Below are 14,939 nucleotides of genomic sequence, written 5' to 3' on the forward strand. Positions count from 1 at the left end.
AACTTGGCGCGGCGGGCGCCTATTGCCCGGCGGTTCGGGCCCGGTTGTACTCGGCAACGATGGCGGGCGTGTCGGCATGCAGGTAATGGGGTTCCTGGCGCGCCACTTTGCCGGCCAGCTCGGGGTTGTCGGCTAAGTAGGCGCTCATGAGTTCGGCAAAGTGCGCACGCGGAATTTCGGTGCAGATGCCGTCGCGGCGCACATACCAATGGTCTTTGTCCGACAGCTTGAAGTTGAGCAGCGGCACTGCCGTGTAGCCCACCATCGGCAGTGGGAGGGGCAGCGGCAGGGTCCGGGGCTCAACATACACCGCCAGCGAAATGGGGCCCTCCACCAGATGCAGCGCCAGCACGTCCGGGGCTTTACCCTTGAGCCGCATGGGTTCATACAGCCGGCCGTAGACATCTATCCGCTGGATTTCGTCCATTTTAATAGTGTGCGGGTGACGCAGCTGGGCATCGATGCTGAGCGGCGGCATGAAATAGCGGAGCTTGCCGCCGCCGTAGCCGATGCGATTGCACGGCATGTAGCCCTGGATGGTGGTGCCGTCGACGCGGGTGAGCGTGCCCATGCGGTAGCGCACGAGGCCGCTATCGTCGGGGTGGCTGGTCGTATCAGTGTCAGAAGGCGGCGGGAGCAGCTGCGCCCGCCCCGGCAGGGACGCGGCCAGCAGCAAAGCGGGCAACAGAAGCTTCATGCCCCAAGATAAGACGGACCAAAGCCATACTTATGCCGTTTTCTCGCAAAACGACTTTTAAATCATTAAAACCGACCAGGCCCAGCGGGCAGCGCGTCGCAGACGCGCTGCCCGCTGGGCCTGGTCGGCACGCGCCAAAAACGCGCCAGCGTATCGTTAAGTCATCTGGCCTTGCTGATTACACCCCGGCCAGCTGCTGCCGCAGCATGGTGAGCAGCGACTGCGCGGCGTACTCCACGTTCAGGGCGCGGCCGCGGTCCAGCACGTATTCGCGGCTGATGGTTTGGGTGGCGTCGGCGTAGGCCAGGCACACGGTCCCAACTTTCTTGGTTTCGGTGGCTCCCGTGGGGCCGGCAATGCCGCTGGTGGCCACGGCCACGTCCACGCCCAGGCGGCGACGCGCGCCCTCGGCCATTTCGCGCACGGTGGCCTCGCTCACGGCACCGTATTGGGCCAGGGTTTCGGCCTTCACGCCCAACTCCTGCTGCTTGATGTCGTTGTGATAAGCCACGATGCTGCCGCGGAAGTAGCCCGAGCTGCCCGGCACGCTGGTGAGGCGCTGGGCCACCAGGCCGCCGGTGCAGCTTTCGGCCGTGCCCACGGTGAGGCCCCTGGCCAGCAGCAATTGGCCGATGGCGGCTTCGATAGTGGTTTCCTCTTCGGCGAAAATGTACTCGCCGATGCGCTCACGCAGGGCGGGCAGCAGCGCCAGCATGCGGCCGCGCAGGTCGGGCTGGCCGTCGGCGGTGCCGGTGAGGCGCAGGCGCACGGCCCCGAAGCTGGGCAGGTAGGCCAGCTTGATGTTGGCGGGCAGGGCGTCTTCCCAGTCTTCAATTTTCTTGGCCAGGAAGCTTTCGCCCAGGCCGGCTGTCATCACCACCACGTGCTCGATGGGGGCGAGGTGAAACTGGCTTTGCAGGCGCGGCAGCACGTGGTCGGTCATCAGGCGCTTCATTTCGAAGGGCACGCCGGGCATGCTCACAAACACGGTGCCCTGGTCGTTGAACCACATGCCGGGGGCCGTGCCCACGGCGTTGTGCAGCACTTCGCAGTTGGCCGGCACCAGGGCCTGCTGGCGGTTCACGTCGAGCATAGGCCGCTGAAAACGCTGGAAAATCTCCTCCACGTGGCGCAGCGTGGGTTCGTGCATCACCAGTTCGGAGCCGAAGTAACGGGCCAGTACGTGCTTGGTGAGGTCGTCTTTGGTGGGGCCGAGGCCGCCGGTGATGAGCACCACCTGCGCCCGCTGCCGGGCCTGGTCGAGGGCGGCCACAATCTCCTCGGCGCGGTCCGATACCGACGAAATCTGCCGCACGCGCAGGCCGATTTTGCCCAGCTCCTGGCCCATGAAGGCCGAATTGGTGTCAATTACCTGCCCGTAGAGCAGCTCATCGCCAATGGTCATGATTTCGACGTTGGGCGGCGCGGCAGGGCTGGCGGAAGCAGCCAGGGAGGAGGGAAGCTGGTCGGGGGAGGGCATGGGTTTGGCGAAGAAAATAGGTTTGGCCGCAAAATTGTCTTCAATTTGCAAGCGCGTCGGTCCAAGGACAGCCATAGGGGCTTTCCGGTTTTCCCGCCGCGCTGATATTTCATGTTCACTCGCATTGCCAGTGCCTTGCTGGTTGCCGGCCTGCTGGCTTCTGCCGCCCCCGCTGCCCACGCCCAAACCACCGCCGCCAAGAAAGCGGCCGCCGCCAAAGCTGCTGCCGCCAAAACCGCCGCTGCCAAGAAAGCTGCGGCAGACAAAGCCGCCGCAGCCGCCAAAGCCGCTGCCGCCGCCAAAGCCGCCGCTGCGGCCGCCGCCACGCCGCCCCCCGCACCGCTCACGGAGGCCCAGGCCAGCGCCGGCGTCAAAGAAGCCCTCAACAAAGGCATCGTGAAGGCGGTGCAGTTTGCGTCCGAGCCCGACGGCTTTAACCTCAACGACGACATCCACATTCCCACGCCGCCCGACCTGGAAATGGTGAAGTCGACGGTGGGCCGCCTGCCGGGCATGAACACGGTGTTTACCCAGCTCGAAACCCAGCTCAACCGCGCCGCCGAAGCCGCCGCACCCAAAGCCAAAGACATTTTCCTCAACGCGCTGACCAACATCAGCATCACCGACGCGCTGACGCTGGTGACGAGCGGCTCGACCGACGCGGCCACCCAGTTCCTGCGCAAGTCCACGCAGGCGCAGCTCATCTCCGCGTTTCACCCCGACATCGAAGCCGCCATCGACCAGGTGGGCGCCGGCCGGGCCTACGCCACCATCACCGACAAATACAACAAGATTCCGCTGATGACGCCCGTCACCTTGAGCCTGGCCGACTACACCACCCAGAAGGCGGTCGATGGCCTCTTCATCCTGCTGGCCCAGGAAGAAGCCAAAATTCGCAAAAACCCCGCTGCCCGCACCTCCGATATCCTCAAGCAGGTATTCGGCCGCAAGTAAAAGTGGGACGCAAGACACTAGCCATAAGAAAGGCCCCGTGTGGAATTTCCATACGGGGCCTTTCTTATAGCTAGTGTCTTGCGACTTGTTGCCTTAATAGTCGTCGCTGTCGAAGCTGCTGCCGCGGCGGCTGCCGCGCCCGCTGCTGTAGCCTTCGTCTTCGTCGTCATCGTCGTCGGCGAAGTCATCATCGTCGTCATCGTCGAGGCTGGTGAAGCCGCCGCGGTCCGAATTTTCGGCCCGTTCTGCCTCCACAAATTCCTCTTCGGTCATGTTGGCCAGGTCCAGGGCCTCATCGTGCGACGAGCCCGTGTCCGTCCACATCAGGTAGTCAGCGTATTTGGCCGAGAGGCGGTCTTCGGAACTGCCGAGGGCAGCAGCGCCGCCTTTCTTGGCGTACGTGTCGAGGGAATCGTCGTCGTCGAGCAAGTCGTCGTCCAGGTCGTCGTCATCTATCATGGCCGGGGCGGTAAGTTGGTGAGGTGAAAAATTGCCTGAGGTGGCCGCGAAGATACGGAGCAGGCCCATTTTCAGTTGGCCCTCAGCGCTACTTTGTTGGGCAAAATAGTCGCCTCACTGTAGCCACAGCCTGTTTTGCAACCACTTATTTTCCCATACTGCTCGTCGGCAAAAGACCCGGGCAGCTCAGGTTCCACAGTTGAAATATTTGTCGTAGGCCGACTCCGGAATCAGGTTCAGCCGGCTCAGCACCTTAATGGGAAAGCGCAGGAGCTTCAGCAAGCGGTAGCTATTGGGGTAGTCGTGAAAGGTTTTGGGCGGCAGGGCCAGAATCTCCTCAAATTGGGCGCGGCTCAGGCCCAGGCGCTTGATGCAGAGCGCAATCACGTTTTCGTCTTCGATGGAGTTTACCCGCGTAATGCGGTCCAGGGCCACCTCGCGGCTCATTTGGCCCGAGCGCACCAGGGCCGAATAGTTGAACAGGCGCCGGTCGATGTTGAACTTGACGCGGTTGAGGTAATAAATCAAGCTCTGGTAGAGGTCGTCGGCGTAGTGCGCGCCGGGGCTTTTCCAGCCCAGCTCGCTTTTCAGCAGCTCGTCAACCTCCGTCCGCACATAGTCGAGGTGGTAGAGCAGGGTCACGGTTTTGATGCGCCGCACAAAAGCGTAGTAAAACATCTCCTTCAGACCCAGGTTAAAGCCCGGGTCGGCGGGCCGCCACGGGCGTAGCGGCACCGTGCCAAACTGCTTGTGCACGGCCCGCAGGTACTTGCCATCGAGGAAGTTCCAGCTCAGCGGGGCAATGCCTTCGGTGCGAAACGACTGCCCGATGACGAGGTGCTGCACGTTTTCCTTGGCCGCCACGCCATAGAGGGCAGTGGCAATGCCCAGGTCGGTACCCTCTTCCATGTCGGGCACGGAGGCCTTCAAAAAGGCAATTTTGAGGTCCTTCGACTCGCGCCAGTCGGAGGTGATGGTGCGCAGCTCCACGCCCAGGCGCTGGCAGGCGCGCACCATGTTTTCGCCGGCTATGGGGTTGCCGAAGCCGTCGTTGAAGTGCACCGCCAGCGGGCGCAGCCGCAGTTGCGTGACGCAATACCACAGGGTATAGGAGCTGTCGCGGCCCCCGCTCACGCCCAGCACGCAGTCGTAGCGGCGGCCGCGGCCGGCCCGACGCATCTCGTCGGCCAGGCGCCGCACGGTGCGCAGGCCCGCTTCGCCGTTCGGAAAGGCCTGCTCCATGCGGTCGTGCACGTCGCAGAAAGAGCAGGTACCGGTCTCGTTAAAGGTAATGCCGGGCACGGTGGTGTCCATCAGGCACCGGGTGCAGCGCCGGTGCTCATCGGCGGGGAGGGCCGAGACATAGTGTTCGGCGGGGTGTACCTGTGTAAGCAAAGGAAGAAGAGTAAAGGTGGGGGCTGCGTAAGGAAACGGGTGGGTGGCAGCTTGAAAAGCGGAGAACGAGTGAATTAGTCAAGTAGAAATAGGATAAGAGCGAGGTAATGGAGCCTAGTACGCAGAACGCTCACGGCAGTTCATCAAAGCGGTAGCCCTTGCGCTGCAACATCAGGCCAATGTCGGTGCCGCGCTCGGGGCGGTGGGGACGGGCCAGGTCGGCCACCACCAGCTGGCCGGCAAACTCGTTGAAGGCGCCCTGGGCCTGCACGCCGCGAGCGTCGACCGCCAGCGAGCAGCCCACGCTTTTTTTGCCCTCGTAGGGCCCGCCCACGATGTAGCCCACCGAGGTAGTGCTTACCACCACCACGTTGTAGAGCTTGGCGAGGATGGAAAAGGGCTTCACCCATTTTTCCTGGTATGGGTCGTGCTCTTCGGTGATGGAGTAATCCACCGTCCACGAGGCCGGCGCAATGATGAACTCGGCACCCATCCGGGCCAGCGTGTGGCCGATGGGCAGGCCGTCGAGGTAGTTGTCGGCGCACACGTTTACGCCAATTTTTCCCAGCGGCGTGTCCACCACGTTCAGCGTCTGGCCCACGGCGTAGAACGGCTGCTCCACGGCCAGTAGGTTAATCTTGTGGTACTTGACGATGATTTCGCCTTTGGGGTCTATCAGAATGGCGGCGTTGTAGTTGCGGCCGTCAGCACCGCGTTCCGTTAGGCCGGCGCACACGTAGAGGCCGTGCTCGGCCGCGGCGCGGCACAGCACGTCGCTGAACGGGCCCGGTATGGGCTGGGCTTCGTACAAGGCGCTGGGGTGCGTCCAGGCAAAATCCAAGGTTTCGGGCAGCAGCACCAGGTCGCACTGTTGGGCAGCGGCCTGGGCAATCTGCTCCACGGCCCGGGCCAGGTTACGGGCCGGTTCGCCGCCTTCCACCAGCAACTGGCCCATGCCCACCCGCACCGTGCCCAGCGCCGGGGCCGGCGGCTCGGGCGCCGGCGGCGCTATTGGTACCGATTTGCGAAAGGAGAAAAGCGCTGCCATAAGCGAGGCGGAAACAGCATTATTGATGGAAACTTAAGTAAGGTACAAAGTCATCATTAAACTTTGTTGCTCAATTTAAGTCGCCAAGCAAAGATAGAAAAGCGCAACCGGGCAGAAATTAAAGCAGTGTTAAAACCGAATATTTGATAGTCGTCTGACGTTCAGCGCGCCTTATGACTAACAGTCAGGGTGTACGACGGTCAAGTGGCGCCAGCAGGCTACCGGCGATATGCGCTCAAATGAAGTGACCTTGGGCACTGCGCATGGCGAGGCGCTCGGTGCATTGGTGGCCGGGCCGCGCGCTGCCCCCGGTTTCATTGCCTATTTTTGCTTTTCTGCTTACCGCTCAATTTCTATGTCCCTCGCCACCACCTACTCGCCCACCGACGTTGAAGCCAAATGGTACCAGCGTTGGCAGGAGCAAGGCTTTTTCAAGGCTTCGCCGAACCCCAAAAAGGTCCCTTACACCGTCGTCATTCCACCGCCAAACGTGACAGGCGTGCTCCACATGGGGCACATGCTCAACAACACGATTCAGGACGTGCTGGTGCGCCGCGCCCGCATGCAGGGCAAGGAAGCCTGCTGGGTGCCCGGCACCGACCACGCCAGCATTGCCACCGAGGCCAAAGTGGTGGCCCAGCTCAAAGAGCAGGGCATTAATAAAACTGACCTCACCCGCGAGCAATTCCTGGCCCACGCCTTCGAGTGGAAGGACAAGTACGGCGGCATCATTCTGGAGCAGCTCAAGCAGCTTGGTGCTTCGTGTGACTGGGACCGCACCCGTTTCACGATGGAGCCGGATTTGACCGAGGCCGTGCTGCGCGTATTCGTCGACCTGTATAACAAAGGCCTGATTTACCGCGGCGTGCGTATGGTGAACTGGGACCCCGAAGGCCGCACCGCCATCTCCGACGAGGAGGTGATTGCCAAGGACGTGCAGGCCAAGATGTATTACCTGAAATACGCCGTGGTAGGGCAGGAGGGCCATTTCCTGACCGTGGCTACCTCGCGCCCCGAAACCATCATGGCCGACGTGGCCGTGGCCGTGAACCCCAACGACCCGCGCTACGCTCACCTGGCCGGCGCGCAGGTGCGCATCCCGCTGCTGGGCCGCGAAATCCCGGTGATTTTCGACGAGTACGTATCGACCGATTTCGGTACCGGCGCACTGAAAGTTACGCCCGCCCACGACCTGAACGACTACGAGCTGGGCGTTAAGCACAATCTGCCCGTTATCGACATTCTGGCCGATAATGGCACGCTCAACGAGAAGGCCGTGCTCTACGTGGGGCAGGACCGGTTTGCCGTGCGCAAGCAGATTGCCAAGGACTTGCAGGAAGCCGGCTTGCTCGAAAAAATCGAGGAGTACGCCAGCATCGTGCAAACGTCGGAGCGCACCAAGGCCGTGATTGAGCCCAAGCTCTCGCTGCAGTGGTTCATGAAGATGGAGCAAATGGCCAAGCCCGCGCTCGATGTGGTGGAAAACGACACCGTGAAGCTGCACCCGCCCAAGTTCAAGAACATGTACCGGGCCTGGATGGAGAACGTGCGCGATTGGTGCATCTCGCGTCAGCTCTGGTGGGGCCAGCAGATTCCGGCCTACTACCTGCCCGATGGCACCTTCGTGGTCGCCCTCACCGCCGAGGATGCCCTGCTGAAAGCCCGCGAGCAGAGCGGCAACGCCGCCCTGCAGCTGAGCGACCTGCGTCAGGATGAGGATGTGCTCGACACTTGGTTCTCATCGTGGCTGTGGCCGATTTCGGTGTTCGACGGCTTCAAAGACCCCGACAATGCCGACATCAACTATTTCTACCCGACCAATGACCTGGTGACGGGGCCGGACATCCTGTTCTTCTGGGTGGCCCGCATGATTATGGCCGGCTTGGAATACCGCCAGGAAGTGCCGTTCAAGAACGTGTACCTCACCGGCATCGTGCGCGATTCGCAGGGGCGCAAGATGAGCAAGCAGCTCGGCAATTCACCCGACCCGCTCGACCTCATTGCCCAGTACGGCGCCGACGGCGTACGCACCGGCATGCTATTCTCGGCCCCGGCCGGCAACGACCTGCTCTACGACGTGAAGCTGGTGGAACAGGGCCGTAACTTCTCCAACAAGCTCTGGAATGCCTTTCGCCTCGTGAAAGGCTGGGAAGCCGATGCATCGCTGCCCTTTGTGAACGAGAAGGCCGTGACCTGGTTCAACGCCAAGCTGCAAGCCGCCATTGTCGAGATGGACGACCATTTCGAGAAGTTCCGGATGTCGGATGCGCTGATGACCATCTACAAGCTGGTGTGGGATGATTTCTGCGCCCAGTACCTCGAAATGGTGAAGCCGGCCTACCAGCACCCGATTGATGCCGAAACCCTGCGCCACACCACGGCCTACCTCGAAACGCTGCTCAAGCTGCTGCACCCCTTCATGCCCTTCATCACCGAAGAGCTGTGGCAAGAACTGGCCGAGCGCGGCCCCCGCGACTACGTGACCGTGGCCCCCTGGCCCCGCGCTACCGCCCCGGCCAACAGCGCCGAAACCCTGGCCAACATGGACAAGGCCCTGGCCATCGTGGCCGGCATCCGCAGCGTTCGCAACCAAAAAAACCTCGGCCCCAACAAGCCCCTCACGCTAGTGGCTAAAACCGACGAGCCCCAGCTCGTGACCGACTACGAAGGCATCATCCGCAAGCTGGGCAGCATTTCGGAGGTCAGCTTTGCCGATGCCGGCCCCGCCGCCTCGGTGAGCTTCGTGCTGGGCGGCAGCGAGTTCTTCATCCCGCTCGAAGGCCACATTGATATGGCCGCCGAGCGCGCCCGTCTCGAAAAAGAGCTGGAATACGCCCAAGGCTTCCGCGATTCGGTGCTGAAGAAGCTCGGTAACGAGAAATTCGCTCAGAACGCCAAGCCCGAAGTGCTCGAAAAGGAGCGCCAGAAACTGGCCGATGCCGAAGCCAAAATTGCCGCCTTGGAGCAAGCGCTGAAAGGATTGTAACAGAAGTTTAGATGATTAAAAAGCCGCTTCCGAATGCCGGGAGCGGCTTTTTGATTTTTGATTAACAGGCGCTCAAATCAATTTCGCGACACTTGTCGTTATATTTACGACAAGTGTCGCGAAAAGCGGCTGAGCTTCTCACGGTTTTAACCGCAGTATCATGACCCCATATGCTTTTGTTGATGTGTTAGGCGGTCCCTCCGTAGTGGGCGAGCCCATTGCCAGCGACTTGCAACTGGTAGATGTGATTCAGCGCGGGCTACAGCGCAAGGCGCTCGACCACTTGGCGCGGCGCTCGCACCTGCCGCTGCCGGTGCTGGCCGCGGCCGTCGATTTGTCGGTGCGCACGCTGCAGCGCTACACGCCCGCCCAGCGCCTCCGGGCCGATGCCACCGACCGGCTGGTGCAACTGGCCACGCTCTACGCCGAGGGTTTCGACCTGTTTGGCGAAGACAAATTCCGGCATTGGATGGAATCATCTATTCCGGCCTTGGGTGGCCGCAAGCCCGTAGAGCTCATCAACACCACCGTGGGGATTCGGATGCTGCGCGACATCATTGGGCGCATCGAGCACGGCGTTTTTGGGTAGGGGATGGAAGTATTCCGACTGGCCCGCTACGCTCGCCGCCACGACCTGAGCGGTTACGGCGCCTACCTCTACGGCGGTCGCTGGAACCTGCCCGGCCTCGCCCTGCTCTATACTGCCGAGCAGCGCGCCATGGCCCTACTCGAAACCCTCGTGCACCTGCCCGTAGAAGACCTGCCCGACGACATGTACTTGATGACGCTGGAAGTGCCCGACGACACCAGCCGCGAAACCCTCACACCCGCCGACCTGCCATCCGAATGGCAGCGCCTGTCCATGCCGCAGCCCACGGCCACCATCGGGCACGAGTGGCTGCAATCGGGTCGCAGCCTGGCGCTGCAGGTGCCTTCGGTAGTGGTGCCCCAGGAACGGAACCTGCTGCTAAACCCCGCTCACCCCGAATTTATCCGGGTGCGGCTGCTGGATGCGCAGCCGTTTCATTTCGATGAACGACTGAAAAAATAGCCTATTGCGGAATACCGCCGGGCTGCTTTTTCTGCAACGGTGCCAGTTGGTTTTGCAGCTGGAAGGTCACTTTCTGGCAATCAGCAAAGCGCTGCTCTGATGCCTGCAGGGCTTTTTGGGTAGCGTCGAGCTGTTGGTAGAGGTAGCCAATGAGGCCCAAAGCCAGTACTAAGGCGCCGAGGTAAATGATGTTTTTCATAAGTCATTAAAAAAACTGTCATCCTGAGCACAGCGAAGGACCTTACCGCGCTGGAACATCCTGGCGTGATAAGGTCCTTCGCTGTGCTCAGGATGACGAATTAGGTTGCTTAAATCGCAGTGCTCGGGTCAAACTGCTCCAGGTAGTCCGCCACCCGGCGCACGAACATGCCACCGAGCGAGCCGTCAACCACGCGGTGGTCGTAGCTGTGGCTCAGGAACATGAAGTGGCGAATGCCGATGAGGTCGCCCTGCGGCGTTTCAATCACGGCCGGCTTCTTCTTAATGGCGCCCACGGCCATGATGGCCACCTGTGGCTGCATGATGATGGGCGTGCCCATCACGTTGCCGAACGAGCCCACGTTGCTCAGCGTGTAGGTACCGCCTTCGAGGTCGGCGGGCGTGAGCTTGTTGATGCGGGCGCGATTGGCCAGGTCGTTCACCTTCTTGGTCAGGCCGTTCAGGTTGAGCTGGTCGGCGTTGTGAATCACCGGCACAATCAGGTTGCCGGAGGGCAGGGCCACGGCCACGCCAATGTTGATGTCACGCTTCTTCACGATGTAATCGCCATCCACCGACACGTTGATGTTCGGGAAATCCTGAATGGCGCGGGCCACGGCCTGAATGAAGATGGGCGTGAAGGTGAGGTTTTCGCCCTCGCGCTTCTTGTAGGCGTCCTTGTGCTTGTTGCGCCAGTTCACGATGTCCGTCACGTCGGCCTCCACGAAGCTGGTGACGTGCGGCGAAATGCGCTTCGAGTCCACCATGCGCTGCGCAATCATCTTGCGCATGCGGTCCATCTCAATCAGTTCCTGGCCGCCGCTCACGCTCGGGGCGGGCTTGGAAGCCGTGGCCGAAGCCGGAGCAGCAGGCGCGGCTTGTGGCTGCGGAGCCGAAGCAGCGGCCGGCGCAGGGGCTGCCGGAGCTGCGGCTGGGGCAGCAACAGCGCCCGTCAGCGAGGGTTTACCGGCGGCTACATAGTCGAGAATATCTTTCTTGGTCACGCGGCCTTCCTTGCCGGTGCCGGGCAGGTATTCGAGGTCGGTCATGCTCACGCCTTCTTCGCGGGCAATGCTCAGCACCAGCGGCGAAAGGAAGCGGCCGGGCTGGTGCTCGGCGCCGGCAACAGGGGCCGCGGCCGGGGCGGTAGCTTCGGGCACGTAGGGTACGGCGCTGCCGTTGCTCGATGGGGCAGGGGCCGCCTGCGGAGCGGCGGGAGTGGCAGCCGGAGCCGTTGCACCGGCACCCGCGGCATCGGTTTCTACAATGGCAATGGGCGCGCCCACGGCCACTACCTGGCCTTCCTGCACCAGAATTTCCTGTAGCACCCCGGCGTGGATGGCCGGCACTTCGGTGTCCACTTTGTCGGTGGCCACTTCCAGCACCGATTCGTCTTGCTCAATCGTGTCGCCGACTTGTTTCAGCCATTTCAGGACGGTGCCTTCCATGATGGATTCGCCCATCTTGGGCATCGTCATTTCCACTCGTGCCATAGGTAAGGAGGAGTATTTTGGTAATAGTGTGGGGTGGGAGTTTGGAGCCGCAAAGGTAGCCAGAAAGCTGAACGCCCCCGACGCGCGCGGCAACGGGGGCGTTTGGAAAAGCACGGAGCACAGCAGACGCCAGACAACCAGCCTGTATCATCACCTTTTGCGTTGAATGTCGTTCGCTTTCATCTTAAAATGACGCCGTTTCAATCGGCGCCGGATATCGCGCGGCAGCCCCCAACCCTCGGCGTAAAGCTTGAGCACTTCCGCTTCGCGGGCCGGGCTGAAGCGCCCCATCTGCAGCAAGCCCACCGCCATGGGCACACCGCCCATCACGGCGGCCGATGCCACGTCGCTGCCATTGGGTTGCGGCGGGGTATATAGCGGGCTGCCCATCGCGGTTCCTGCAGTAGCAGTGAGGCCAGTAGCCGTCCACGCCTCGCCGCTGCCCCGTTTCTCCCGAAACAGCTTGTGCACCGCAAAAACAGTGTCGCGGCCTTGGGCGAAGCCGGGTAGGGCCAAGCCCACCAGCAGGCACAGCAGGAGTAGAATGGCTTTCATGGGGCGCACAAAAAGGGTAAGCAAGATTCTGTTAAGAGCTTCGGCTACGCCTGGTGGTTGCAAATGCATCTGCGCAATCCCACCACTATTTATTCGCTGACCGAGATGTTGGGAATGCCCTGCTCGGCGAGGTCCCCGTCCGTTTCGGCCGGCGCAACCCGATACTGCGAGAAGCAGATGCTGCGGTTAGAAGCGTAGCGGTTAGTAGGGTCGCTGATAATGACCACGTGCGAAAACGTACCGAATTCCTTGCCTTCGTAGAGCAAGGTTTGCTTAATGCCGAGTTCGGGTTTGTTCACCACATCCACGTAAATGCGCCGGCCTACGCCCTTCGGCCCGGGCTTGGCATACAGCACCGTGGTTTCGATGCTGCCGGTGCAAGTGTCGGAGCAGGCAGTGAGGGCTGCCGAGGTGCCGAGCAAAAGCGCAGCGCCAAGGAGAAATGAGTTAACACGAGCCATAAATGAATGTCGTATTGGTTGTTTTCAGCTTGTTGAATCATGTGCGACGTTTGCGTCGGACAACTGCAAAAATGAAACGCCCAGCCTTCACAGGCCGGGCGTTTCAGCAAGTAAATGCCTTTGCTTAGATGACCGAGAAGTCAAACGTCTCCAGAAATTTCGTCGTGAAATTACCGGCTTTGAAATCCTGGTCGTCCATCAGCGCCAGGTGGAAGGGAATGGTCGTTTTCACGCCTTCCACCACGAACTCGCTCAGGGCGCGCTTCATTTTCACGATGCACTCCTCGCGGGTCTGGGCCACGGTGATGAGCTTGGCAATCATCGAGTCGTAGTTCGGCGGGATGGTGTATCCCGCGTACACGTGCGTATCCACGCGCACACCGTGTCCGCCGGGGATGTGCAGCGTGGTAATCTTGCCCGGGGTGGGGCGGAAGTTGTGACGCGGGTCCTCGGCGTTGATGCGGCACTCCATGGCGTGCAGCTGCGGGAAGTAGTTCTTACCCGAAATCGGAATGCCGGCCGCCACCTTAATCTGCTCCTTGATGAGGTCGTAGGCCACTACTTCCTCCGTCACGGGGTGCTCCACCTGAATGCGGGTGTTCATCTCCATGAAGTAGAAGTCGCGGTTTTTGTCCACCAGAAACTCGATGGTGCCCACGCCCTCGTAGCCAATGCTGCTGGCACCTTTAATGGCCGCTGCACCCATTTTCTCGCGCAGGGTGTCCGTCATAAACGGCGACGGCGATTCTTCCACCAGCTTCTGGTGGCGGCGCTGGATGCTGCAGTCGCGCTCCGACAAGTGGCACACGTGGCCGAACTGGTCGCCCACAATCTGGATTTCGATGTGGCGGGGTTCCTCCACAAACTTCTCCAGGTACATGCCGTCGTTGCCGAAGGCTGCCTTCGATTCGGTCCGCGCGTCGTCCCAGGCTTTCTGGAATTCTTCGTCGCTGTTGATGATGCGCATGCCACGGCCCCCGCCGCCGGCCGTGGCCTTCAGAATAACCGGATACTTGATTTTGGCGGCAATTTTCTTGCCTTGCTCTACCGAGTCCAGCAGGCCGTCGGAGCCGGGCACGCAGGGCACGCCGGCTTTTTTCATGGTATCCTTGGCCGTGGCCTTGTCGCCCATCTGGTTAATCATCTCGGGCGAGGCGCCGATGAACTTGATGCCGTTTTCGGCGCAGATGCGCGAAAATTCTGCGTTTTCGCTCAGGAAGCCGTAGCCGGGGTGAATGGCGTCGGCGTTAGTTATTTCGCAGGCCGCAATCAGGTTGGGCATGCTCAGGTAGCTGTCCTTCGACGCCGGAGGCCCGATGCACACCGCCTCATCGGCAAACTTCACGTGCAGGCTTTCCTTGTCGGCAGTCGAGTACACGGCCACCGTTTTGATGCCCATTTCCTTGCAGGTGCGGATGATGCGCAGGGCAATTTCGCCCCGGTTGGCGATGAGTATTTTCTTGAACATGTGGGTGGGATGTCAGGTGTAAAAACTGTCATCCTGAGCGGAGCGAAGGACCTTATCAAGTGAGAACGTTTTCCGCTCGTCGGTGATAAGGTCCTTCGCTCCGCTCAGGATGACAAATTGGGGCAACTATTCAATCAAAAACAGCGGCTGGTCGTATTCCACCGGCGAGGCGTTTTCCACCAGTGCCTTCACGATGCGGCCGCTTTCCTCGGCTTCAATCTCGTTGAACAGCTTCATGGCCTCGATGATGCAGATAACCTGGCCTTTCTCCACCATGTCGCCCACTTGCACAAACGCCGGCGCATCGGGGCCGCTGCTGCGGTAGAAGGTGCCAATCATGGGCGCCTTGAGGGGCTTGAAGTTGCCGCCGGCGGCTTCGGTGGGGGCGGCAGCAGCCGGAGCGGCGGCCGGGACAGCCGCGGCCGGTGCCGGAGCAGCCGCCGGAGCCGGGGCCGGCGCGTGCACAGCGGCCGGCGCGGCGCTCATCACGTGCTTGGTGTTGGGCTCACGCTGCACCGAAATCTTGAATTCTTCGGTCTCAATGTTCACCTTGTTCAGGCCCGACTTGGCGATAAAATCAAGTAGCTCTTGCAGTTCTTTGGCTTTCATGGAGGCGTCCTTTTTGGGCGAGTTTGACATTTTTAGCTGTTAGCTTATATGTTAGAGCGTCGGCCAATGGCCCGGGCCGCATGCT

At 61.2% G+C, this 14,939-nt stretch carries 15 protein-coding genes; 4 read left to right on the forward strand and 11 right to left on the reverse strand.

The genetic code is table 11. From position 1 onward, the window contains the following. Positions 1-19 precede the first annotated feature (19 nt). Together MUN81_RS10885 and MUN81_RS10890 are read right to left on the reverse strand one after the other, a co-directional pair. Positions 20-697, reverse strand: coding sequence for a hypothetical protein (locus tag MUN81_RS10885; protein ID WP_245117318.1), 678 nt, complete (start codon positions 695-697; stop codon positions 20-22). A gap of 178 nt (positions 698-875) precedes the next feature. Next, a complete protein-coding gene (locus tag MUN81_RS10890) occupies positions 876-2,177 on the reverse strand; it encodes a competence/damage-inducible protein A (protein WP_245117319.1) in 1,302 nt (433 codons plus the stop codon). Positions 2,178-2,288: 111 nt separating this feature from the next. Between MUN81_RS10890 and MUN81_RS10895 the strand changes: the two genes are divergently transcribed. Then, a complete protein-coding gene (locus tag MUN81_RS10895) occupies positions 2,289-3,131 on the forward strand; it encodes a DUF4197 domain-containing protein (protein WP_245117320.1) in 843 nt (280 codons plus the stop codon). Positions 3,132-3,224: 93 nt separating this feature from the next. Here the strand turns inward: MUN81_RS10895 and MUN81_RS10900 are convergent, their stop codons facing one another. From MUN81_RS10900 to MUN81_RS10910, 3 genes are all read right to left on the reverse strand, one after another. Further along, entirely contained in the window at positions 3,225-3,590 is a 366-nt protein-coding gene (locus MUN81_RS10900; protein WP_245117321.1) for a hypothetical protein, read from the reverse strand. Positions 3,591-3,776: 186 nt separating this feature from the next. Continuing rightward, the gene (locus MUN81_RS10905; protein ID WP_245117322.1) at positions 3,777-4,985 is read right to left on the reverse strand and encodes an N-acetyl sugar amidotransferase; all 1,209 of its coding nucleotides are present in this window, start codon (positions 4,983-4,985) and stop codon (positions 3,777-3,779) included. Positions 4,986-5,115: 130 nt separating this feature from the next. Next, positions 5,116-6,033: a carbon-nitrogen hydrolase family protein gene (locus tag MUN81_RS10910; RefSeq protein ID WP_245117323.1), complete on the reverse strand. Its 918-nt coding sequence runs from the start codon at positions 6,031-6,033 to the stop codon at positions 5,116-5,118. 355 nt (positions 6,034-6,388) lie between these two features. Here MUN81_RS10910 and MUN81_RS10915 point away from each other — a divergent pair, with 355 nt between their 5' ends. The 3 genes from MUN81_RS10915 (at position 6,389) to MUN81_RS10925 (ending at position 10,070) form a co-directional block, all read left to right on the forward strand. Next, positions 6,389-9,019 carry a valine--tRNA ligase gene (locus tag MUN81_RS10915; protein WP_245117324.1) on the forward strand — a complete coding sequence of 877 codons (2,631 nt, stop codon included), beginning with the start codon at positions 6,389-6,391 and terminating at the stop codon, positions 9,017-9,019. A gap of 160 nt (positions 9,020-9,179) precedes the next feature. Further along, positions 9,180-9,608, forward strand: coding sequence for an antitoxin Xre/MbcA/ParS toxin-binding domain-containing protein (locus MUN81_RS10920; RefSeq protein WP_245117325.1), 429 nt, complete (start codon positions 9,180-9,182; stop codon positions 9,606-9,608). A gap of 3 nt (positions 9,609-9,611) precedes the next feature. Beyond that, entirely contained in the window at positions 9,612-10,070 is a 459-nt protein-coding gene (locus MUN81_RS10925) for an RES family NAD+ phosphorylase (protein ID WP_245117326.1), read from the forward strand. Between the two features lies 1 nt (position 10,071). On the opposite strand, the gene MUN81_RS10930 is transcribed toward MUN81_RS10925, so the two are convergent. From MUN81_RS10930 to accB, 6 genes are all read right to left on the reverse strand, one after another. Next, entirely contained in the window at positions 10,072-10,269 is a 198-nt protein-coding gene (locus MUN81_RS10930; protein WP_190922255.1) for a hypothetical protein, read from the reverse strand. A gap of 109 nt (positions 10,270-10,378) precedes the next feature. Then, positions 10,379-11,761 (reverse strand): dihydrolipoamide acetyltransferase family protein, encoded by a 1,383-nt coding sequence (locus MUN81_RS10935; protein WP_245117327.1) that lies wholly within the window; start codon positions 11,759-11,761, stop codon positions 10,379-10,381. A gap of 150 nt (positions 11,762-11,911) precedes the next feature. After that, complete coding sequence (locus tag MUN81_RS10940; protein WP_245117328.1) at positions 11,912-12,316, reverse strand: hypothetical protein; 405 nt, start codon at positions 12,314-12,316, stop codon at positions 11,912-11,914. Positions 12,317-12,405: 89 nt separating this feature from the next. Next, positions 12,406-12,777: a hypothetical protein gene (locus tag MUN81_RS10945; protein WP_245117329.1), complete on the reverse strand. Its 372-nt coding sequence runs from the start codon at positions 12,775-12,777 to the stop codon at positions 12,406-12,408. A gap of 124 nt (positions 12,778-12,901) precedes the next feature. Further along, on the reverse strand, positions 12,902-14,245 hold the full coding sequence (gene accC, locus MUN81_RS10950; protein WP_245117330.1) for an acetyl-CoA carboxylase biotin carboxylase subunit: 1,344 nt from the start codon (positions 14,243-14,245) through the stop codon (positions 12,902-12,904). 126 nt (positions 14,246-14,371) lie between these two features. Then, the gene (gene accB, locus MUN81_RS10955) at positions 14,372-14,854 is read right to left on the reverse strand and encodes an acetyl-CoA carboxylase biotin carboxyl carrier protein (RefSeq protein ID WP_245117331.1); all 483 of its coding nucleotides are present in this window, start codon (positions 14,852-14,854) and stop codon (positions 14,372-14,374) included. Positions 14,855-14,939 lie beyond the last annotated feature (85 nt).

The organism is Hymenobacter sp. 5317J-9, from assembly GCF_022921075.1.
Taxonomy (GTDB): Bacteria; Bacteroidota; Bacteroidia; order Cytophagales; family Hymenobacteraceae; genus Hymenobacter.

Bases quoted from the DNA above. Each gene is read 5' to 3' on its own strand.
- MUN81_RS10885 (WP_245117318.1), bottom strand. From the start codon at position 697: ATGAAGCTTCTGTTGCCCGCTTTGCTGCTGGCCGCGTCCCTGCCGGGG.
- MUN81_RS10890 (WP_245117319.1), bottom strand. From the start codon at position 2,177: ATGCCCTCCCCCGACCAGCTTCCCTCCTCCCTGGCTGCTTCCGCCAGC.
- MUN81_RS10895 (WP_245117320.1), top strand. From the start codon at position 2,289: ATGTTCACTCGCATTGCCAGTGCCTTGCTGGTTGCCGGCCTGCTGGCT.
- MUN81_RS10900 (WP_245117321.1), bottom strand. From the start codon at position 3,590: ATGATAGATGACGACGACCTGGACGACGACTTGCTCGACGACGACGAT.
- MUN81_RS10910 (WP_245117323.1), bottom strand. From the start codon at position 6,033: ATGGCAGCGCTTTTCTCCTTTCGCAAATCGGTACCAATAGCGCCGCCG.
- MUN81_RS10915 (WP_245117324.1), top strand. From the start codon at position 6,389: ATGTCCCTCGCCACCACCTACTCGCCCACCGACGTTGAAGCCAAATGG.
- MUN81_RS10920 (WP_245117325.1), top strand. From the start codon at position 9,180: ATGACCCCATATGCTTTTGTTGATGTGTTAGGCGGTCCCTCCGTAGTG.
- MUN81_RS10925 (WP_245117326.1), top strand. From the start codon at position 9,612: ATGGAAGTATTCCGACTGGCCCGCTACGCTCGCCGCCACGACCTGAGC.
- MUN81_RS10930 (WP_190922255.1), bottom strand. From the start codon at position 10,269: ATGAAAAACATCATTTACCTCGGCGCCTTAGTACTGGCTTTGGGCCTC.
- MUN81_RS10935 (WP_245117327.1), bottom strand. From the start codon at position 11,761: ATGGCACGAGTGGAAATGACGATGCCCAAGATGGGCGAATCCATCATG.
- MUN81_RS10940 (WP_245117328.1), bottom strand. From the start codon at position 12,316: ATGAAAGCCATTCTACTCCTGCTGTGCCTGCTGGTGGGCTTGGCCCTA.
- MUN81_RS10945 (WP_245117329.1), bottom strand. From the start codon at position 12,777: ATGGCTCGTGTTAACTCATTTCTCCTTGGCGCTGCGCTTTTGCTCGGC.
- accC (WP_245117330.1), bottom strand. From the start codon at position 14,245: ATGTTCAAGAAAATACTCATCGCCAACCGGGGCGAAATTGCCCTGCGC.
- accB (WP_245117331.1), bottom strand. From the start codon at position 14,854: ATGAAAGCCAAAGAACTGCAAGAGCTACTTGATTTTATCGCCAAGTCG.